Source organism: Alcanivorax sp. NBRC 101098 (genome assembly GCF_001010505.1).
In the GTDB taxonomy this organism is placed as follows: Bacteria; Pseudomonadota; Gammaproteobacteria; order Pseudomonadales; family Alcanivoracaceae; genus Alcanivorax; species Alcanivorax borkumensis.
In genome coordinates this window covers 1,062,230-1,083,424 of sequence record NZ_AP014613.1, presented here as the reverse complement: position 1 = coordinate 1,083,424, position 21,195 = coordinate 1,062,230, and the positions used below count along the sequence as shown (strand labels likewise).

General features: G+C 52.2%; 15 protein-coding genes. All 15 read right to left on the bottom strand.

Annotated elements, in window-relative coordinates; translation table 11 throughout:
• Positions 1-1,020 carry a UDP-glucose 4-epimerase GalE gene (gene galE, locus AS19_RS05000; RefSeq protein ID WP_035458552.1) on the bottom strand — a complete coding sequence of 340 codons (1,020 nt, stop codon included), beginning with the start codon at positions 1,018-1,020 and terminating at the stop codon, positions 1-3.
• 78 nt (positions 1,021-1,098) lie between these two features.
• Complete coding sequence (locus AS19_RS04995; RefSeq protein ID WP_046961805.1) at positions 1,099-2,481, bottom strand: phosphomannomutase/phosphoglucomutase; 1,383 nt, start codon at positions 2,479-2,481, stop codon at positions 1,099-1,101.
• 80 nt (positions 2,482-2,561) lie between these two features.
• Positions 2,562-4,208 (bottom strand): glucose-6-phosphate isomerase, encoded by a 1,647-nt coding sequence (pgi, locus tag AS19_RS04990; RefSeq protein WP_046961804.1) that lies wholly within the window; start codon positions 4,206-4,208, stop codon positions 2,562-2,564.
• Between the two features lie 2 nt (positions 4,209-4,210).
• Positions 4,211-5,500, bottom strand: a complete 1,290-nt coding sequence (locus tag AS19_RS04985) for a nucleotide sugar dehydrogenase (RefSeq protein ID WP_046961803.1) — start codon at positions 5,498-5,500, stop codon at positions 4,211-4,213.
• A gap of 81 nt (positions 5,501-5,581) precedes the next feature.
• A complete protein-coding gene (gene galU / locus AS19_RS04980; RefSeq protein WP_046961802.1) occupies positions 5,582-6,463 on the bottom strand; it encodes a UTP--glucose-1-phosphate uridylyltransferase GalU in 882 nt (293 codons plus the stop codon).
• Positions 6,456-6,824, bottom strand: a complete 369-nt coding sequence (locus tag AS19_RS04975; RefSeq protein ID WP_011588217.1) for a VanZ family protein — start codon at positions 6,822-6,824, stop codon at positions 6,456-6,458. Before AS19_RS04975 ends, galU begins: the two co-directional genes overlap by 8 nt.
• A gap of 12 nt (positions 6,825-6,836) precedes the next feature.
• On the bottom strand, positions 6,837-8,003 hold the full coding sequence (locus tag AS19_RS04970) for a nucleotide sugar dehydrogenase (protein WP_046961801.1): 1,167 nt from the start codon (positions 8,001-8,003) through the stop codon (positions 6,837-6,839).
• Positions 8,004-8,382: 379 nt separating this feature from the next.
• Complete coding sequence (locus AS19_RS04965) at positions 8,383-9,819, bottom strand: MBL fold metallo-hydrolase (protein ID WP_046961800.1); 1,437 nt, start codon at positions 9,817-9,819, stop codon at positions 8,383-8,385.
• Positions 9,820-9,932: 113 nt separating this feature from the next.
• Complete coding sequence (gene cysC, locus AS19_RS04960; protein WP_046961799.1) at positions 9,933-10,550, bottom strand: adenylyl-sulfate kinase; 618 nt, start codon at positions 10,548-10,550, stop codon at positions 9,933-9,935.
• Positions 10,551-10,944: 394 nt separating this feature from the next.
• Positions 10,945-12,711 carry an SLC13 family permease gene (locus AS19_RS04955; protein WP_046962287.1) on the bottom strand — a complete coding sequence of 589 codons (1,767 nt, stop codon included), beginning with the start codon at positions 12,709-12,711 and terminating at the stop codon, positions 10,945-10,947.
• Positions 12,712-13,015: 304 nt separating this feature from the next.
• Positions 13,016-14,974 (bottom strand): nucleoside-diphosphate sugar epimerase/dehydratase, encoded by a 1,959-nt coding sequence (locus AS19_RS04950; protein ID WP_231860977.1) that lies wholly within the window; start codon positions 14,972-14,974, stop codon positions 13,016-13,018.
• Between the two features lie 416 nt (positions 14,975-15,390).
• Positions 15,391-17,328 carry an acyltransferase family protein gene (locus AS19_RS04945; protein WP_046961796.1) on the bottom strand — a complete coding sequence of 646 codons (1,938 nt, stop codon included), beginning with the start codon at positions 17,326-17,328 and terminating at the stop codon, positions 15,391-15,393.
• Positions 17,329-17,367: 39 nt separating this feature from the next.
• The gene (locus AS19_RS04940; RefSeq protein ID WP_046961795.1) at positions 17,368-18,552 is read right to left on the bottom strand and encodes a DegT/DnrJ/EryC1/StrS aminotransferase family protein; all 1,185 of its coding nucleotides are present in this window, start codon (positions 18,550-18,552) and stop codon (positions 17,368-17,370) included.
• An 18-nt stretch (positions 18,553-18,570) separates the two neighbouring features.
• Entirely contained in the window at positions 18,571-19,194 is a 624-nt protein-coding gene (locus AS19_RS04935; protein WP_046961794.1) for an acetyltransferase, read from the bottom strand.
• A 3-nt stretch (positions 19,195-19,197) separates the two neighbouring features.
• Complete coding sequence (locus AS19_RS04930) at positions 19,198-21,186, bottom strand: acyltransferase family protein (RefSeq protein ID WP_082116350.1); 1,989 nt, start codon at positions 21,184-21,186, stop codon at positions 19,198-19,200.
• Between the last annotated feature and the right edge of the window lie 9 nt (positions 21,187-21,195).

Here is a 21,195-nt window from a genome sequence, read left to right as displayed (position 1 = left end):
CTATCTCTCGCCATACCCTTCAGGATTACTTTCCTGCCAACGCCAGTGGTCACAGCACATATCATCAATGCCGCGGGCAGCCTTCCACCCGATGACTTCTTCTGCATGGGCAGGATCCGCGTAACAGGTAGCCACATCTCCCGATCGACGTTCCACAATCTGGTAGGGAACGTCTCGCCCGCTGGCCTTAGAAAAGGCCGCAATCATTTCCAGCACACTGTAGCCTCGCCCGGTTCCCAAATTCACCGTCAGCAGACCACGATCGCCCTCTAAAGCCTGCAGTGCCGCCAAATGTCCCTGGGCTAAATCCATCACATGGATATAATCTCTCACTCCAGTGCCATCCGGCGTCGCATAATCTCCACCAAAAACACTCAGCTGTGCTCGCTTGCCAATGGCAACCTGTGCAATAAACGGCATGAGGTTATTGGGAATACCATTAGGGTCCTCACCTATTTCGCCACTTTCATGGGCGCCCACAGGATTAAAATAGCGCAGTAACGCCACCTGCCACCGGTTATCGCTGGAGTAGAGATCACGGAGCATATCTTCAATGTGCAACTTACTGGCACCATAGGGATTGGTCGCACTAAGAGGAAAGTTTTCCTTAATGGGCACAGAGGCCGGGTCCCCGTACACCGTTGCCGATGAGCTAAATACCAGAGTTCGCACCCCTGCCCGCTCCATGGCTTCCAACAAACGCACCGTGCCTACCACATTGCAATCGTAGTATTGCAATGGCTGCTCAACCGATTCACCCACCGCCTTCAGGCCAGCAAAATGGATCACGGAATCGATATCATGGTCGGCGAAAAGTCGATCTAGGCAATCCGCATCGCGAATGTCGCCTTTAATGAAAGTCAGCTCACGCCCAGTTAACCTTTGGACACGGCGTAGGCTCTCCTCGCTGCTATTGGTGAGGTTATCAAGCACGACAACCTCGCGCCCAGCTTCAAGCAGCAACAGCACCGTGTGAGAGCCGATATAACCGGCTCCGCCGGTGACCAATACTTTGCTCATGATTCATCATCCTGTTCCAAGGTTATCGCCTGAGCTGCCACCACCCGTTGAAATTAAACAGCCAAGCCAATCGTAGAATTAACCCACCGCGGCCATCGCTTTGCTTACGTTAACCTCGAACAAGTCACGAATTCGGCCTAGGGCTTCATCGTTATCTGCCTCAAAACGCAACACTAACTTCGGCGAAGTATTGGAGGCCCGGCACAGGCCCCAACCATCCGCATAATCCATACGGATACCATCAATGACGCGGCGCTCGCCTTCGCCGAACTCCGCATTCGTCTGCAGATATTCCACGATACGGAATTTGTTCTCGTCCGTCACATTGATATTGATTTCCGGGGTCGTGCACAGCACCGGGTAGCGCCCGAAAAGGGCCTCCGCGCCTCCCTCTGTTCGGCTGATGATACCCAGAATCCGGGCAGCAGCCACCAAGGCATCATCAAAGCCGTACCAATCTTCAGCAAAAAAGATATGCCCACTCATCTCTCCTGCTAACAGGGCACCGGTTTCTTTCATGCGTGCTTTGATAAGGGAGTGTCCGGTTTGCCACATTTCTGGCTCCCCCCCGGCGTCCCTAATCACGTCGAACAGGGAGCCTGTGCACTTCACATCAAAAATAACTTTTGCGCCGGGATGCCTGCTCACCATATCCTCTGCCAGCGCCATTAGCAGAATATCCGGATACACCACCTCTCCAGCAGGTGTAACAACCCCAACCCGATCGCCATCACCATCAAAAGCCAATCCAAGGTCGGCCTTTTCTGCTTTTACGCTAGCAATTAAATCCTGCAAATTGTTGAGGTCACCCGGGTCCGGGTGATGATTCGGGAAGGTGCCGTCGACGTCGGTGAACAGCGGCACAACCTCACACCCTAACGCCTCAAGCACTTGCGGTGCCTGTAAACCAGTGATGCCATTGCCACAATCCACAACCACCTTCATAGGCCGCGCTAGGCTATGGGCACTCAAAAACGCAGCCTGATAATCCACCAGCACATCCTGCTCACGATACTCGCCCTGCCCTTCAGCAAAGCGCTGATCTACAATTCTGCGATGCAACGCCTGAATGCGTTCACCCGAGAGTGTCACACCGTCAATCACAATTTTAAAACCATTGTAATTGCCCGGGTTATGGCTACCAGTCAGCATCACACCGGAATTGAGCCCCTCAATATGATGCGTTGCAAAATACAGCACAGGCGTCGGCACCAACCCCACATTCACTACCGTGCACCCCGTGGACTGAACACCCTCACTCAAGGCCAGCAACAAAGCGGGACCAGACAAGCGCCCGTCTCGCCCTATAGCGATGGCCGTCTGCCCTTGAGCTTGCACCTCGGACCCAATCGCCCGACCAATTTCATAAGCCCATGCATCCGTGAGCGTTTCGTTATAAATACCGCGAATATCGTAAGCACGAAAAATCGAAGCGGGAATGGGGTGAGTCATTAATGTCATCCTTGTAAGGCACAGAGCACACAACCAGCTGGCACAGCATGATAAGGGAGGGCTCTGTCCATTTGCATTCGTGTTTAATGTTATTGCGTCGCTTGCTTGCACGCGATATGGCGCGCTAACGACAGTGAGGAATCATCCACCTCATGGGCGCCATCAGGGTCCGCCAGAACCGCCAACATATCGGTGGCAATCACCTTACCCATCTCCACGCCCCATTGATCAAAAGGATTTATTCCCCAAATCACCGCTTGGGCAAACACCTTATGCTCATACATGGCCAGCAAGGAGCCAAGGGTTCTAGGCGACAACTCATCCAGCACCAGAGTGGTGCTGGGCTGATTACCCCGATAACGCTTGTAAGCAGGCAAAGCCAGCGTTGAATCCAAAGCCTGCTCGCCAAACGCCAACAAACGCGATTGAGCCAGGCAATTGGCGTTAGACAGAGCATGCTGGCCTTCCAATTCCACCGCCGCACCCGAATGTGCGCTTTCGGTATAGCGCCGTGCGGTCATCAAAAACTCACACGCCACCGGCTGAGTACCCTGGTGCAACAACTGGAAAAAGGCATGCTGTGCATTCGGGCCAACCTCACCCCAAATCACCGGACAGGTGTGGTAATCCACAGGGTCGCCATTACGCGACACACTCTTCCCGTTAGACTCCATCTCTAACTGTTCTAGATAAGCAGGCAGATATTTTAAGCGGCCATCGTAGGGCAGCACTGCACGGGCGCGGATATCCAGAAAATTGATATTCCACACATCCACCAAAGCCAGCATAACCGGGATATTCTCGTGCCATGGGCGCTGGCGAAAGTGGAGATCCATGTCATGGGCACCCGCCAGCAACTCACGAAACCCATGCATCCCCACGGTAAGTGCAATGGGCAAACCAATAGCAGACCACAAAGAATAACGCCCGCCCACCCAATCCCAGAACTGTAACTGGTTAGTCGATGGAATCCCCCACGCGGTCATCTTGTCCGGTTGTGCGGAAATACCAATAAAATGGCAACGCAGCATCGCTTCGTTATCCATTTCAAGCCCCAGTGCACGGGCCATCCAGCTACGTGCCGTATTGGCGTTGTGCAACGTATCCACAGTAGTAAAAGATTTAGACGACACCAGCACCAGTGTCGTGCGTGGGTTCAGTTCCTGGAGAACTTGGGAAATCTGGCTGCCATCCATTGACGATGCGAAATGAAGGCTGGGCCGCACTTCTCCCTCTGCCAAGGGCGTCGAATGCAGCGCGAATGCCGCCATTAACGGCCCCAATTCAGATCCCCCAACGCCCACATTAACCACATCCGTAATCGCATCGCCCAATACACCCCGCCACTGACCTTCCAACACGCGCGAGACGATAGAGTCCATGATCTCCAGCTGGCCATGGATCTCAGCAGCTTGATCAGACGGATCACGGAGCAACCAGTGCTTGGCACTGCGGTTCTCGGTGCAATTCACCTCTGCACCGGAAAATAACGCCTCACTCCAACGATCAAGGCCCCGTTCATCGGCCAAACTCACTAATAAATCACGGGCATGAGACGACACCCTCTGCTTGCTCAAGTCTACCAAGAGGCCATCGCTCTCAAGGCAAAAATGGGCACACCTTCCCAGCTCTTGAACGAAAAAATCAGACAAATGCAAAGAGCCTTCCTCACGGGCAAGGCTTTCAAGCTGCAGCCAGACCGAACTCTCGGTTAGATCATTTTGTTCAGGCACCATGCCTAGCTCCGTCCAATTCCACGATATTCCAGCCCCTGTGCCTTAACAAATGCAGGGTCATAAATATTACGACCATCGAGAATAAGCCCGGTCCGCATCTCTTGTTTCAAACGCTGCCAATCTGGGCTCCAATAAGGTTTCCACTCGGTGACCAGCATCAACGCATCGGCGCCCAAGGTGGCCTCGTAGGGGGTATCACACAGCAACAGTTCTCTATTTTGCTTCTCAGCCCAGCGTTTTAAATCGGGCAAGGCCTTGGGATCATGCACAGCCACGTCCACACCCTGCGCCCATAACGCTTCTATAATCTTCAAGGCAGGCGCGTTTTCTACCCGGGCTGTGCCCGGCTTAAAGGACGCCCCCCAGATCGCAACCCGCTTACCTTTTACACAGCCGTTGCAGTACTGCCAAAACTTGCGGAACAGAACTTCTTTTTGCCGCTCATTGGTATGCAACACCTGTTCTAGTAGACCAGGCTCCGCAGCTTTCTGCTGCTGAGCATCCAGCAAAGCCAGTACATTACTGCTCAAGCCAGGCCCGCCAAATCCACAGCCAGGGTAAAGGTAAGCCTCACCGATACGAGAGTCTGCCCCCATTGCGACGCGTACCGCATCAATATCAACGTCCAACGACTCCGATAAGGCGGCCATGTCATTCATAAAACTGATTCGGGTAGCCAAAATGCCGCTGATGGCGAGTTTTGCGAACTCCGCCTCCCGCAGGCTCATCACCTGAAGAACATCTTTACGCCGATTGAAAGGGCGCAGCAGCTCACGCATCAGGGCCTCGCCTTCGCGTTCATAGCACCCCAGCAAAATACTCTCAGGACGAGTAAAGGTCAGGAAAGCATTCCCCTCCTGAATCAAATCTGGCAAAGCCACTAGAGCCGCATCATAGCCTGCAGACAATATGTATTGCCGCAATCGTTCCGCCACCCCTACGGGCCCCACGGTCTGATTCACCACCAATCGACAAACCCCAGGCTTTACATCAACGTCGAGAATATCCTCTGCCAAGGTTTCGCTGCCTGGTGACAAAGCAAGAAACACCACCTCAGAGGGGGAGAGATCAACCGCGTTCTGTCCTCTTAACAAAGGAACCAAACGGCCCGCGTTGATCTGCTCAACATACAAGCGGCCCAACCCTTGCTCGCTAAATAACGGTTGCTCTTGATTTAGCTGCTCATGCTCCTCTATACCAAATACGTACCAAGCTACCTGATGCCCGGTCTGAGCAAGCGCCGTTGCCGTTACCTGGGCGCATAACGTGTCGCCATAAACCGCCACCTGCATATCACCAAACCCTTCGCGTTATCCTCATACGATAGACACCCGCAAGCAAAGAACCTGCAGAGCCCAATAAATCATCCCACATTAGCGCTGGCTAGCTTCGGCCATCATAGCTCTGGCATGCTCACCCAAATCTGGGTGTCGCGCAGCATAATGGAAAATAGCGCGCAAATAGCCCACCTTGTTACCGCAATCGAAGGTCTGGCCACGCATGGAATAAGCTTCAACTGGGCTTTGCTTAATTAATGTTGCAATCGCATCGGTGAGCTGAATCTCGTTACCTGCCCCGGGTTGTGTCTCGGCAAGAATGGCCATAATTTCACCGGGGAGCACATAACGGCCCACAACGGATAACCGAGACGGAGCCTCATTAATAGGCGGTTTTTCTACAATGGCGCGCATGGCAGCAGAATCACCAGCTTTGGGGGCATCCCCCTCCAGAGCCACAATTCCGTATTGATCAACCCTCTGCGCGGGAACCTCTTCCACCATAATTTGGGCGGCAGACGTATCATGATAACGGCGGACCATAACCGCCAGATCCTCTTCTATATCCTGGCAATCCACCAACACATCGGGCAGCAACACCGCGAAAGGCTCATTGCCTATCACCGGGGCGGCACAGGCAACCGCATGCCCCAGCCCCAGGGCGTGATGTTGACGCACAGAAATAATATTTACATCCGCCGGAAGGATATTCTGCAGCGCATCCAGCAAAGCCGTTTTACCTTTCTTTTCAAGCTGATGCTCTAGCTCAAATTGGGTATCAAAATAGTCTTCAATCGCGCTCTTGGAAGAATGGGATACCAATACAATATCTTTGATCCCTGCTCGAACCGCCTCCTTTACCACGTACTCAATAGCCGGTCGGTCCACAACGGGCAACATTTCCTTCGGTATCGACTTAGACGCCGGCAACATACGCGAACCAAACCCCGCCACCGGTAACACTGCTTTTCTAACCATTATGCCCTCTCTTAACCACGCACCGCCCAAGGCTTAGTACCAACAATCCGATAAGTGCGCCCGCCACATTACCGGCCATATCGCTCCAAGTGGCGGAACGCCCCGGAATCCATATCTGTACCACTTCAATAACGGCCCCAAGAGAAATGATGGCCATAAGAACAATTAAAAAAGGAGCCCCAAGCCATGCCAACAACAAGGCAATCAAGGCGCCAAAAAAAACATGCGCGTACGCATCCACATTGCCCAAATGAAGCAACTGACTAATCGACTCCCTTAATTCTCCTGGCAGTAATGCACCCAAAATAAAAATTGTCACACTGAAAATAAGAAATAAAAGAGACCGCTTTTTACGCTGCATGGCATTCCAAGATTAATCACTTCCAAAAAGATCACGGGTGTAAACCTTGTCAGCCACCCCTTCCAGTTCACTCACCATACGATTAGAAACAATCACATCACAGGTTTGAATAAACGTTTCAAAATCGCGAATCACCACCGAATTGAAAAATGCCTCCTCCACCAGTGCCGGCTCGTAAACCACGACTTCAATACCTTTCGCCTTCAGCCGCTTCATAACACCTTGGATGGAAGAGGCCCTAAAGTTGTCCGACCCCGCTTTCATCACTAACCTGTAGATACCCACACGGGCGGGGTTACGGCGTAAAATATCTTCGGCTATAAAATCTTTACGTGTCCGGTTGGCATCCACAATGGCCTTAATCAAGTTATTCGGCACATCCTCGTAGTTAGCCACTAACTGCTTGGTATCTTTGGGCAAACAATACCCCCCATAACCAAAAGAAGGATTGTTGTAATGCCCCCCAATCCGCGGATCAAGGCAAACCCCATCAATGATCTGACGAGTATTCAAGTTATGGATAGCGGCATAGCTATCCAGCTCATTGAAATAGGCTACCCGCATAGCCAAATAAGTATTGGAAAAAAGTTTAATCGCTTCTGCCTCGGTTGAATCTGTGAATATCACAGGAGGTGCAACGGTTTCCGCCCCCTGAACAAGCAAGTCAGCAAAAATACGAGCGGCCTCACACTGGGCCCCTACAATGATTCGAGAGGGGTGCAAATTATCATGCAGGGCTTTGCCTTCCCGCAAAAACTCCGGAGAAAAGATGATATTTTCAACACCAAAACGTTCCCTCAGCGTCTTCGTATAACCCACCGGCACCGTCGATTTAATTATTATGGTAGCGCGGGGATTAATAGCCAGCACATCACTAATTACCAGCTCGACACTACTCGTATTGAAATAATTTGCCTTTACGTCGTAGTCAGTGGGAGTCGCCACTACTACAAAATCGGCACCTTCAAATGCCATCTTTTTATCGGTTGTCGCGTGCAAATCCAGCGATTGCGCTGTCAGAAAGGACTGAATTTCAGCATCCTCAATCGGGGAAATTCCGTTTTGAACTTTCTCTACCTTTATGGCATCAATATCTAGCGCCACTACGGTGTTATTCTGGGCCAGCAACACCGCATTGGATAACCCGACATACCCCATTCCCGCTACTGCAATTTTCATTAATTTCCTCAATCCCAAACAGCTAAAAATTTTCCATATCGCACATCCATCAAAACAGAATAACGCTTAAGCTAAATATTCTGGCCGCGCAAAAACTCAAACTGAGCGGTATTCTACGATCCGCAGTTTACAAAGGCACCGCCAACATAGCCAAAAGAGGCTAAAGGTGGAGAGACCGTCAATCGATGAACGCCTGGAATTCTAACGTATTCTCCCCATTAGAGGGCAGATAAAGGTGGAAGGCTTATCTTACCGCCTTATTGAAAGGCTCTATGTTGCATTGTTGATAAGAAGCTAATCCATTGGCCCTATCCTTTTCACACGGAAACGAAGGGAAGCACCGCACCGACAAACCCGTAAACGTAGATGCAATAAGGCGCTATTGGAGTGGAATCCAAACGTTCACTGGCTGGCCGACGGCCCGAAAATGTGCATCAAGCTTATCGACCAGAGCACGTTTAGCACCTTCATCGCCGTGCACCACGCGAATTTCTTCAGGCCCCCGCGCTATTCCTGCCGCGAACCGAAGTAAATCCTGCTGATCACCATGGGCTGAATAACCGCTAATGGATTCTACTGCAGCTCGAATGGGGTAGGTTTCTGCCTCTAGCCTCACACTGCTGCCCTGCTCGCTTCGCTGGATCTCCCTGCCTGGCGTCCCTGCAGCTTGATACCCCACAAACAGCACATTGTGGCGCGCATCGCCCAGCATCGCTTTTAGGTAATTCACAATGCGGCCACCGGCACACATGCCACTGGCGGCAATCACCACCGCCGGCCTTGCGGTGCCAGCCAAGTGACGAACCATTTTCATGTGTGCCTCGTGGCTGTCCACCGTTAGTAGCTGCTCAAACGCCAACGGCCGGCGGTCTGCCCGCAAGCGTTCGCGGGCCTCCTCGTCCCAGTAAGGCTCAAGCTCCCGGTAAACCTGGGTAAACCGGCTCGCCAATGGAGAATCAAGAATTATCGGCAACTCATCCCAGTCCAGAAACGGATGCATGGCGGCGCCCCGTTGGCGGTGGATAATCGCCTCCAACTCATAAAGCAGCTCTTGGGTACGGCCAATACTGAACGCAGGAATCAATAAAGTCCCCTTGTCACGCAAAGCCTTAACCAACGCATCTTCTAAGCGCTGCTGCCGCGTCTCTCGCACTTCATGAAGACGATCCCCGTAGGTGCTTTCTATCACCAACACATTCGCAGCCGGTGGGGGCTCCGGTTCCGGCAGAATTGGCGCATCAGCAGCCCCTAAATCCCCGGAAAACACCGTGATGTGCTCACCGGCCAATCGGCAAGACACATGGGCCGAGCCCAAAATATGCCCCGCCCTGCCCAAGCGAATCTCCGCCACCGTTCCATCAGCCATCTCCAGGGCATGCCAATAACCAAACGGCACAGGCACTAACGCCGCCTCCAGCCGCGCCATAAAGCGCTCCACATCTGCCGGCTTGCGGCTCACCCCTAAGCGAAAGGCATCTTCCAACACAATGGGCAGCAACTTGGCCGATGGGCCGCTACAGTAAATCGGCCCGACATAACCCGCACCCAACAACCACGGCAGCCGCCCCACATGATCAATATGCACATGGGTGAGCACCACTGCCTGGATCCGGGAAATATCGAAATCGATGGCCAAATCATCTGCGCTAGCCCCACCTGGGCCAACATCTCCACCCTGGAAAAGCCCACAGTCGATGAGCACAGAGCAATCTGGGCTAGCCACCCATTCATGGGCGGAACCCGTTACACCACGCACGGCACCATGATGAAAAAGATGAGGAAACCCGCCTTCAGGCAGGTTATTGGAACGTTCCATGTGAACTCCTCCACAATGTCGAGGCAGGCCCTCCTTGGCCCGGGGCAAATCCGATCACCGCACAATACCGCATTACGGTTATGCTTAATCCGTTCTGCGCAATCAGCTAGCCCTTAAACAATGGCCGCGATCAGCTGCTTAACACAGGTTTCAATGTCGTTTTCAGCGGTATTCACCACAAGCTCCGGCTTGCTCGGGGCCTCGTAAGGGCTGTCGATACCGGTAAATTCCTTAATGATGCCCTGGCGCGCTTTCTGGTACAGGCCTTTGGGGTCGCGCTTCTCGCACTCTTCCAGCGGCGCATCCACAAACACTTCCACAAACTCACCGTCGTCAAACAATGCACGGGCCGCATCACGGTCTGCACGGAACGGGCTGATAAACGCCGTCACCACAATCAAGCCCGCATCTACCATCAGCTTAGCCACTTCAGACACCCGACGGATATTCTCGGTACGGTCTTCATCGCTCATGCCCAGGTTCTTGTTCAAGCCATGGCGAACATTGTCACCGTCTAACAAGTAGGTGTGATTACCCTGCTCGGTCAGCGCCACTTCCAACGCATTGGCCAGCGTGGATTTGCCAGAGCCGGACAACCCCGTCAGCCAGATACACTTAGGCTTTTGCCCCTTAACCTTGGCGCGGTCGGCCTTGGACACATTCGACTCATGCCAAACCACGTGGGCTTTGGAGTCGTTCGCTTTTTCCTGGTACGGAGACTTCTCAGACATGCAATATTCCTTCAATTGAACGTTCACGTTAAAAGTTGAGAAGGACAACCCTCAACTTCCGGGCTCAGCCATGCTGTATGCCCCTCGATCATAGCCGCCAGCATCCTTGAGTGTTGCTCTAGCTCAGAAAGCCAACGGCCGGCTTTTTCCTCGTTGATGTAACCGATTCCATGGCCCGAAAGCCAAAATCCTTAAACCCGGTAACATACCGCTACATCACCACACAAAGCGCAGTATCGCGCTTCCATACATCCAGATTTTCAAACCGAAGCATCCATGCCCCTCCTGCTTAGCTCCCTCCATGGAGCGCCATATTGTTTTGTCTTTCCTTTCAACTTTGAACGTCTCACTTTCAACTCAAAGCTGCTCGGCATAGTTCCTCGGTATAGCCTCGCTAGAACCGCCAAACCATCGGAATAACGCTAAGGCTAATCACCGCTACCACCACACTCATGGGAAAACCTATCTTCAGGTAATCGCGGAAGGTGTAACCGCCCGGCCCCATAACCATCAGGTTGGTTTGGTAGCCCAGCGGGGTCATAAAGCTGGCGGAAGCGGCAAACATAACCGCGACAATAAAGGGCATAGGGCTCACCCCCAACTGCTCGGCCACGCCAATGGCGATGGGAAAAACCAGCACCGCCGCCGCATTGTTGGTGATCATTTCAGTGAAAATCGCAGTGAGCAAATACACGATCACTAGCGCCATAAAGGGCGACAAGCCGCTATCCGGGATAGCCAGCTCCACAATCCACGCCGCCGCGCCGCTGGACTCCATGGCCTTGCCCAGCGCAAAAGAGGCGCCAATAACCACCAGCACCGGCAGGTTCACACTCACGTTCATCCGCGAACGATTTACCGATACACAGCGTAACGCCAGCATCAGGCCTGCGGCCAGCATGGCGGCTTCCAGGGTAGAGGCCAGCCCCAGTACATTCGCCATCACCATGGCCACCAGCACCCCGACAGCAACCGGCGCGCGACGGAAATCCGGTGGCGTGGAATCCTTCAGCGGACTGACCAGCATGAAATCCCGGCGGTAGCGATACTGCTCCACAAACTGCTCACCGGTTTCCAGCAGCAGGGTATCGCCCACCTTCAACACCAGCTCCCCTACCTTGCCGGGCAAACGCTGGCCGCTGCGGCTGATACTGAGAATGGCGGCCTGGTAACGGGTGCGGAAGCCGGTTTCCTTGACCGTCTTGCCGATACCCGGGAACTCCGGGCTCAACACCACTTCCACCAGGTGTCGCTGGTGATTGTTCAGTGCCAGCTTGTGCGCCCCACCATGGGCCGACTGAAGGCCATTGATCCGCTGCAATTCCCGGGCACACTCCGGCACCCCGACAAAGGCCAGCAGATCCCCTTCCTGCAGGGTCATCTCCGGCCCCACCGCCGGGAACAGACGCTCGCCACGCTGAATCTCGGTGAGATACCCATAGGTCAGGTTACGCAATCCCGCATCCTGAATGGAACGCCCCGCCAGCGGGCTACCTTTGCCTACCAGCATTTCCACATGGTATTCCCGGGCATGCTCCCACTGCGCCACCATGCCCTCACGCTCAGGAAGTAGAAAACGACCAACCAGCAACAGGAACAACGAGCCGCCAAGCAACACGGGAACCCCGACCCAGGCCACATCAAAAATCCCAAACGCCTCCATGCCCCTTTCCTGTACCAGGCCATCCACCACCAGATTGGTGCTGGTGCCGATCAGAGTACAGGTGCCACCGAGAATGGCCGCATAACTGAGCGGCAACAGCAGCTTCGATGCAGACAGGCGCAGGCGCTGGGCCCACTCCTGCACCGCCGGAATCATCATCGCCACTACCGTGGTGTTATTCAGGAAGGCACTCAGCAAGGAGGCTGGCGCCACCAGCCGCAACTGGCTGGCAAACACGGATTTCGGCTGGCCCAGCAAACGGTGCGCCACCCAGTAAATGGCACCAGTATCCCGCAAGGCCGCCGCCACCACATAAAGGGCAGCAATGGTCATCAGCCCCGGGTTGGCAAAGCCGGACAGCGCCTCACCGGGAGACACCACCCCGGTCACCAGCACCATCACCAGCGCAGCCATCATGGTGATATCCGCCGGCACCCGATTACTGGCCAGCGCCCCCAGCACCGAAGCCACAATCAGCAGCGTTATCACGATATCCATATTCACGGGGCGAATTCCCTCAGAGGGCCAACAGGGCCATGGGTTGCGCAGAAAAAGGTCATTTTACAGGGAAAAAGACATATAAAAAGGGGCAGGCTAGTTCAAAATCTTATAAGGAAAGAGCGCAGAGATGCGACAGAAAGAAGACGTTTCGCGGCTAAACGGCTGGCCCCTCAAAGCCTGACCTGTTCTGTGGGAGCGGTGGTTCCACCGCGATACTGCGCCGGAGGGGGCGAGGTCTTTTCGCGGTGGAACCACCGCTCCCACAGAATGCAGACGTTGAAGCTCTGAGCGAAAAAAACTATCAGTCCGCCAGAGCCCGATTATCCGACACCAGCCTGGGCAACTCCCGGGTCTGCATGCTTTCCAGCGGGCGGCTACCATTGGTACCCGGCTCGTACCCTGCCACATAGCTGCGCAGCAAGGACTTCAGCGCCACCTTGTCGCCCTTCTCCAGAGCCTTGCGGAATGACTCCAGGGCGAACTGGATTTCATCCCAGCTCAGCCGCTCCTCGGTGGCCTGCATGATCATTTCATGCTCGGTGCCTACACTGCACTCACCGATCAGCAGCTCTTCATAGAGCTTTTCGCCTGGGCGCAGCCCGGTGAAGGCGAGCTCGATATCACCGCTAGGGGTCTCGTCGTCTTTCACGGACAGGCCCATCAGGTGAACCATGGTCCGCGCCAGATCCACGATCCGAACCGGCTCGCCCATATCCAGTACAAACACCTCGCCGCCTTTGGCCATGGCCCCGGCCTGAATCACCAGCTGTGAGGCTTCGGGGATGGTCATGAAATAACGAATCACATCAGGGTGAGTCACCGTTATCGGCCCACCGCGCTGAATCTGATCCCGGAACAGTGGCACCACGGAGCCGGAAGAGCCCAGCACATTGCCAAAGCGCACCATGGAAAAAACCGTCTCGGAGCCACGGTCCGCCATGGCCTGCAGCACCATCTCGGCAAAACGTTTGGTCGCCCCCATCACGTTGGTGGGGCGCACTGCCTTGTCGGTGGACACCAGGATAAAGTGCTTCACGCCTGCGGACTCAGCCCCCTGAGCCGCTTCCAGGGTACCCAGAATATTATTGCGCACCCCGGCGGAAGGGTTGCCTTCCACAATCGGCACATGCTTGTAGGCGGCGGCATGATAAACCGTATCCACACGGTACTCCCGGCACACCCGCTCGATGTGCCCCCGGTTCACCACCGAGCCCAGCATGGGAAACAGCTCCACCTGCAGCCCTTTGGCGTCGATATACGCCGCCATCTCTTTCTCAATGGCGTACAGGCTCAGCTCGCTCTGCTCAAACAGAATCAGGCAAGACGGCTTCAACTTCAGAATCTGTCGACACAACTCGCTGCCAATAGAACCGCCAGCCCCGGTGACCAATACATGCTTGCCGCTGATACAACGATGCAGCAACTCCGGCTTGGGCGGCACCGAATCACGGCCCAGCAGATCCTCGATGGAAACATCCTTGATCTCTTCAATACGCGCTTTGCCGCTGGCGATATCGGAAAACGCAGGTACCGTCTGCACCTTCACATTCAGGGTTTCCAGCCAGCGCACAATAGCCATTCGCTGGGAACGGCTCAGCGACGGGACGGCTAACAAGACCGAGGTCACCTTGCCGCGCCGGCAGGCTTTCTCCAACGCCTCGCGGTCCACCACTGGCACCCCGGCCAGCAAAGTACCCTGCTTGTTAAAGGCATCATCCACCACCATGACAGGGAACATTTCAACACAGGACTGCAGGCCAGCCACCAACTGGGCACCGGCACCACCGGCACCAAACACGGCCACCGGCTGACGATTCAGCGCCCCACCCAGCACGTGCACCAGGAAGCGCCGCATCACAAAGCGGCTACCGCCCAAGTACAACATGCTGAGCATGCCCCAGATCAGGAACACCGAACGGGGTACCGCAGCATCCGGGATCATGTAAGACGCCGCAGCCAGCACAACGACAGAGGAAAACACCCCCGTCAGCATGGACCAGGCCACTTCCGCGCCCAGGTAGCGCACAATAGACTTGTAGAACCCCGCCATATACAGGGCCGGGATCAACACCAACGGCGCAACCAGGAAAATCCAGAGATCATGAATCGGCGGGCTAAACGAGTTGAAGCGAAGAGAAAACGCCATCCACACCAATAGGGGCACCGCCAACACATCAGCCGTGAGCATTACCGCGCGCTTGGAGCGACGAGTGAGAGAAATTAGCCGGTAAACAGAAGGGTACAAAAATGTAGAAGGCATCAGGTCCATCCATGTGACCAAGCGAGTCAGCGTTAGCGCTGAATCTTAAACTAGCTAATGTGACAGAAAGCACATTCCTGAATCAAGGAATGCATTATAGGCGCTTTTTGGCATTATCCAATGGCCATTTATGCTATGAATACAGTTCATAACAAGATTTCACCACTTAGCCAATCATTTCGCCCCAAAATCGTCGGCGACCGCACCAGCAAGATCAAAGGGCTGTGCGATGGCTTACCCACCAGCGAGCCCTGCTTCCAACCGCCATGTCAGAAAAACCTACAAATGCCGCCGACTTGCAGCGACATTCGGGCTCTGCCCTGCTACTACGGGCAGTTAAGGATTAGCCTGTACCCTCACCAAAAAAGTGCCCATTAAACCCGGGCCAGGAACAGTTTCTGCGAGCAAAAGGCCATTTAATCAATTTCTTTTATAGCTTCATAAAAACCAACAGCCTTTCCTAGATATGCACTCCCTTCATGAGACAAGTGACCGCCATCGCGATAAATGAAGACATCGTTTATATGAGAGACACAATGACGGGAGGAGCATAAAGTATCACTAAGCCATACAACAGGAACTGAAGACTCTAATCGCACAAGAAAATCATTAACAAAACGTTGGTGAGACTTATAATCTTCAAGCGAAATGTGACACAAGGAAAGATTTTCGGAGAAATACGCTGCTCTCATTAAACATCGACCAATGTTTTCACCATTTTTAGGAGGCGGAGCAAAAACAACAGGCTTTCGTCCGATGGCACGAATTCGATTCACCGTTTCCAGCATTGCGGAATAAGCAACATCTTTTCCGAAAACCACCCGCCCATCTTTCGTTAAGACTTTTTGACCCTCATTCACATATTGCTTAAAAGGCGAACTCATGACCACGTACTTAATCTCAGGGTTATCCTTTAAATACTGGAACACCTTGTCATTATTGGCCATACACTTCTCAGACCAGGCCCGGGTATAAGTAGAGCTGATCGGAGCAATATCAAGAATCGGACCACATACTGAAACAGTTTTCTGAACCAACCTGATTTTCGGGTTTGAAGAGATAAAACCAGCGGCAAGGTGCATTGCATAAGAATCGCCCCACAACAAGACCTCCGGATTAGGATCCGTCATGCATTCCGTTGAATTAGTATAATTAATGTCGCATATAGAGCTTAGCCCCTGATTTGCCTTTAGCCTGGATTCAGCACTCAACGCGATGTCAATATTCGGCCTTGCTATGTAAATTCCATTCGTATAGTGCCCCCACAAACCGAACAGTACGAATACAGCAGAGCCGGCTAACGAGAAAAGAAAAACTCTGCCACGGCCAATTCTCGACTTATTTCTGAATGGGTTTTCGATAAATCGCCAGCTAAAATAAGCAAGCAAAAGCGCAAGAAGAGAAAGGCCACCATACATCCACTCACTTGGTTCATTCAAGCTTCTGTGGCGGGCAAAGGCAAATAGCGGCTGATGCCATAGATAGGCGCTATAACTAATCAGCCCCACACCCACAAATACGCGATTACCAACAAACTTACCCACAACATTTTGGTCTGTTGCGCAAATGATAATAAGCAACGTTCCTATAGTTGGCACCAACGCGTAAAAACCGGGAAAGGGAGTCTCTTTATCAAAAAACAATATCGACACCAATATTAACAGCAACCCGAGCCAACCACCGACTTCGAGCGCACGAAAACCCAATCCCGAACTCTTTTTGTAATACATAAAAAAAGCAGCAAAACTACCAAGCAACAGCTCCCATCCTCTAGTTGGCAGCAAGTAGAACGTAGCGCCGGGCTTTGACAATGCCCCCCATTCAGCCAGTCCAAGACTGACTACAAAGATCACCATCAACAAAGGTAACACCCAGGATCTAGCTATTTTCCATATCAGCATTAACAGCAGTGGAAAAAAAAGATAAAACTGCTCTTCAACCGCCAGACTCCAGGTATGGAGAAGCGGCTTTAATTCAGCTGCTGATGCGAAATATCCGCCCTGGAGCCAAAAAAGTATATTGGAAGAAAAAAATGGCACCGCCACAAGACTCTGAGAGAAATCTTTCATGTCGCCAGGGGACAGCCAAAACCATGCAAAAGGGATACAGCAGAACATGACAAAGAACAAGGCCGGCAAAATACGCCTTGCCCGCCGCTCATAGAAAGTAATCAATGAAAATTTTTCATTTTCAAGCTCTGAAATAATAATAGTCGTGATCAGATAACCGCTAATGACAAAGAAAATATCAACGCCAACGAAGCCTCCAGAAAAAAGGTCAAACCCCGCATGGAAAAGAATAACCGGAAGAACAGCCAAAGCCCTCAGACCATCTATCTCACGTCTATATTGCATTTTATAAAATCACCATTTTAAAAATCTTCATTGACTTTATTAATTACTAAATACGGATTTGACAACATCTTCTAACGTTGAGCAGGCTTTCCTGATCTCAAAATCGTTTAACGTTGGGTGAACCAGAAACATAAGAGAGCTTTCAGCTAGTCTTTTCGCTATCGGCAGTCGTTTTGGCGGACCAAGAGCAAGTCGTGTAAACGCTTTCTCTCGATAAATCTCGGAGCAAGAACCTGAAAAACAAGGCACACCGTTAGCAACAAGAGCGCCCATGATTATATCCCTGACTTCGCCCACTGAACCAGAAACCATATTTTCATCAACAAAGACATAACACTTATAGCCTGCATGGCCAATCTCAGACGGCACAATGGGGGCGCGTAATCCCGTCAGAGCCGAAGCGGTTTGCCAAATCGCATGGCAATTAGCTTTCCGTGCAATAGTCCAATCCTGCATTCGTCGCAGCTGAATACGACCAATGGCAGCCTGCATTTCGGTCAGGCGCCAGTTGGTACCTACCGACTCATGCAGCCAGCGAAAACCCGGCGGATGCTCCCGTTCATACACGGCTTCCCAGCTTTTGCCATGGTCCTTGAAACTCCACATTCGCGACCAAAGCTCACGATCATTACAGGTAACCATCCCGCCTTCACCGCCGGTACTCATGATCTTGTCCTGACAGAACGACCAACACCCCACATGCCCAAGGCCACCTACAGAGCTGCCCTTGTAAGTCGCACCATGGGCCTGGGCACAGTCTTCAACCACGAACAGATCATGCTGCTCGGCCAGGGCCATGAAGCCATCCATATCACAGGGCCAGCCCGCCAGATGCACGCAGACAACCGCTTTGGTCTTAGGGGTAATCACAGCGGCAACCGTTTCAGGGGTAATGTTCTGGGTATCCGGGTCCACATCTGCAAACACCGGCGTGGCCCCGGCATTGATCACTGAAGTCGCAGATGCCAGAAAGGTCCGCGGCGTCACCACCACCTCGTCACCAACGCCAATACCCAACCCCTGCAGGGCCAGATCCAGCGCCAGGGTGCCGTTGGCCACCGCAATGGCATACTCGGTACCGGCAAAGGCTGCGAATTCGCGCTCGAATTCACGCCCTTCCTGACCGGTCCAGTAATTCACCTTGTTGGAAAGGAGTACGCGGGACACCGCATCAGCTTCTTCCTGGGTAAAGGAAGGCCAGGGAGTAAAAGGGCCGTTAAGCATGGAAAACCTCAGAAAAAATTATTGCGAACGTGCAGGCGTACCCACCACCGTCAAACCATCTTGAATATCAGATACCACAGTGGCACCGGCACCCACCGTCACATTAGAGCCAATGCTGGCACCCTGCCTCACCTGACAACCGATACCAAGCCAACTGTGCTTACCAACTGTTACCGAACCTGCAAGGGCCGTTCCAGGGCAAACATGACTATAAGCACCAATCCTACAATCATGATCAATCGCCGCCCGAGTATTCACAATCACACCTTTGGCAATGTGGGTGTCCGCATTGATCACTGCACCGGCAACCACCAGCACGCCCGACTCAAGCATGGCGTACTGGCTTACCGAAGAGTCCGGATCGATGAGGGTTACCAACGGCAAACCGCGGCCGAGCAACCATTCGCCCCACTGCTGCCGAGCTTGACTATTGCCGATGGCCACGAAATAGCCATCGCAGTCATGTGCGTGTGCCTCTTCCGGGAGACCCAGCAACTGCCAGTGGGCATGAGTCTGTTGAATTGGCCCAAAACGTGGGTCAAAAAAAACCACCTCGGACCAGCCTGCCCGTTCAGCCGTATCGGCAACCACCTTGCCATGGCCACCAGCACCGATCACACCCAGTTTAAAACATTCAGACACAAGCTAATTACCTCGCAATGCATTCAAGGGGTTACCGAAATCCTGAATGTAGCGACGACCAATTTCCTGAGAACCCATGTAGTTTAAGTGATTTCCATCATGATAAATCGGCAAACCATCCAACTCAGCATAGCAATAATCGTCAGTACACAGCACGGCAGCAGGATCAATAAAGGTCACCCTTGGAAACTCATTTTTAAGATTGGCAACAAAATCGATCCAACCCTCAAATTTATCGTCGTGCATTTCTCGCGGATATTTACAAGATTGATCCGTTCCAAACCTCTCATTCATCAATCCACAGTCGTAATTGATGCCAAGTAAAACTGGAGACCCCATAATCACATAAGCCTGAGCTCCCGATTTCTCAATCAGACGCAGTGCCGTTCTGAAAGATTCACCAAACGCACCTTTACCTCTCTCACCCTCATGAACGAAACTATCGGACTCATAATGAATTGCATATGAGCCACCCAACACAACAGCCCTGTAGTTATTCTCTTTAATCAAGGCAGTCCACGTTTCGTTTCTGCTTTTGAATTGGGTATGAATTTTTTCCTGACCAGATTTTGAATACATTCTTTCGGATCCAGGGAGGTAGATAGTATTACTTTGACTCGAATCATAACCGCGCAGCCCTGCTTTAGATGCAAAAACGTCCATCATTCCGGCGAAATGATTGGCGTGAGAATCTCCAATCAAAAGAAAATCGACGGGACCACTCTCACGACCCAAAATACACTCATCCTCCGAAGCCAGACCGGTGATATATCCGTTATGACAGGCACCCCGAATACGGCTTGCCCAAGACCCAATCGCTCGGCTTTTCTCGACCAATGAATCAGAAAATCTATCGGGCATTCCTTCGGTTTTTTGGACATAAAAAACAAATGAAAGGGACGCCAGTACCGGAATAAAGAAACCGAGGACAATCACTTTGAAAGGATGTAGTAAGCGAAATCTAGCGGCAGGCTTCTCAGCCCAATAATATGTCATAAAAGAAAGCAAGAACGTGGATAAAACCACAGCACAGCCAACCCAGAATGAGATTGGCACTCTCATGATGTTTAGATACGCGATAATCGGCCAGTGCCACAAGTAAGCGGGGTAGGAAACTTTTCCTAACGCAACAAAAAAACTGGCAGAGAAAGCCCTACCCAATGATGACTCAACACGCAGATACCTAACCAAAATAACGGTACCAACTACTGGAATAACAGCTGCAAATCCCGGAAAAAGCATTGAAGGGCTATAGTGAAAAGCCGAATAGAAAATCATGGACAGCCCTACCCAGGGCAACACCCGAGTCAGCCTACTCTCACGACTTACAGCTGGCAGAAAGGCAAGCATGCCGCCGGCAGAGAGTTCAAAGAACCGGGTAGGAAGCAGGTAATATGATGCAGCCAGGTAATTTCTGACTCCCCACTCAGAGAACAAGGCCCCTGCAACAGTAATAATGAAAACCAAAGGAAAAAGTGGTATGCGCTTCTTTAAAAGCACAAAAACCATAACGGCAAAAGGCCATATAATATAGAACTGTTCCTCAACCGAAAGCGACCAGAGATGCAGCAATGGTGTTTTCGCAGCATTATCAACAAAGTAGCCACCGATCTCATTCCACATATAGAAATTAGCGACAAAGAATACTGATGAAACGAGGCTTTTTGCGTAAGCTACAATTTCGGAGGGCAGCATCAGAAAATAAGCTGCAACACTCGTAAAGAAAACAACCACGAAAAAAGCCGGTGCCAGACGCACAATTCTTCGCTTGTAGAAGCCCGAAAAACTAATACGCCCGTTTGCGGCCTCTTTGAAAAGAATTGATGTAATCAGATATCCCGAAATAACGAAAAAGACATCGACACCAATAAACCCACCAGAGAAAAGTGATATCTCAAGATGATGGAGAATGACAAGTATGACGGCCAGAAAACGCAAACCATCGATTTCTGGCCGGTATTTCAACGTCTGCACCGGTGTTCCATTACCCATTGTTTCTCT

Bases quoted from the DNA above. Each gene is read 5' to 3' on its own strand.
- galE (WP_035458552.1), bottom strand. From the start codon at position 1,020: ATGAGCAAAGTATTGGTCACCGGCGGAGCCGGTTATATCGGCTCTCAC.
- AS19_RS04995 (WP_046961805.1), bottom strand. From the start codon at position 2,481: ATGACATTAATGACTCACCCCATTCCCGCTTCGATTTTTCGTGCTTAC.
- pgi (WP_046961804.1), bottom strand. From the start codon at position 4,208: ATGGTGCCTGAACAAAATGATCTAACCGAGAGTTCGGTCTGGCTGCAG.
- AS19_RS04985 (WP_046961803.1), bottom strand. From the start codon at position 5,500: ATGCAGGTGGCGGTTTATGGCGACACGTTATGCGCCCAGGTAACGGCA.
- galU (WP_046961802.1), bottom strand. From the start codon at position 6,463: ATGGTTAGAAAAGCAGTGTTACCGGTGGCGGGGTTTGGTTCGCGTATG.
- AS19_RS04975 (WP_011588217.1), bottom strand. From the start codon at position 6,824: ATGCAGCGTAAAAAGCGGTCTCTTTTATTTCTTATTTTCAGTGTGACA.
- AS19_RS04970 (WP_046961801.1), bottom strand. From the start codon at position 8,003: ATGAAAATTGCAGTAGCGGGAATGGGGTATGTCGGGTTATCCAATGCG.
- AS19_RS04965 (WP_046961800.1), bottom strand. From the start codon at position 9,819: ATGGAACGTTCCAATAACCTGCCTGAAGGCGGGTTTCCTCATCTTTTT.
- cysC (WP_046961799.1), bottom strand. From the start codon at position 10,550: ATGTCTGAGAAGTCTCCGTACCAGGAAAAAGCGAACGACTCCAAAGCC.
- AS19_RS04955 (WP_046962287.1), bottom strand. From the start codon at position 12,711: ATGGATATCGTGATAACGCTGCTGATTGTGGCTTCGGTGCTGGGGGCG.
- AS19_RS04950 (WP_231860977.1), bottom strand. From the start codon at position 14,974: ATGCCTTCTACATTTTTGTACCCTTCTGTTTACCGGCTAATTTCTCTC.
- AS19_RS04945 (WP_046961796.1), bottom strand. From the start codon at position 17,328: ATGCAATATAGACGTGAGATAGATGGTCTGAGGGCTTTGGCTGTTCTT.
- AS19_RS04940 (WP_046961795.1), bottom strand. From the start codon at position 18,552: ATGCTTAACGGCCCTTTTACTCCCTGGCCTTCCTTTACCCAGGAAGAA.
- AS19_RS04930 (WP_082116350.1), bottom strand. From the start codon at position 21,186: ATGGGTAATGGAACACCGGTGCAGACGTTGAAATACCGGCCAGAAATC.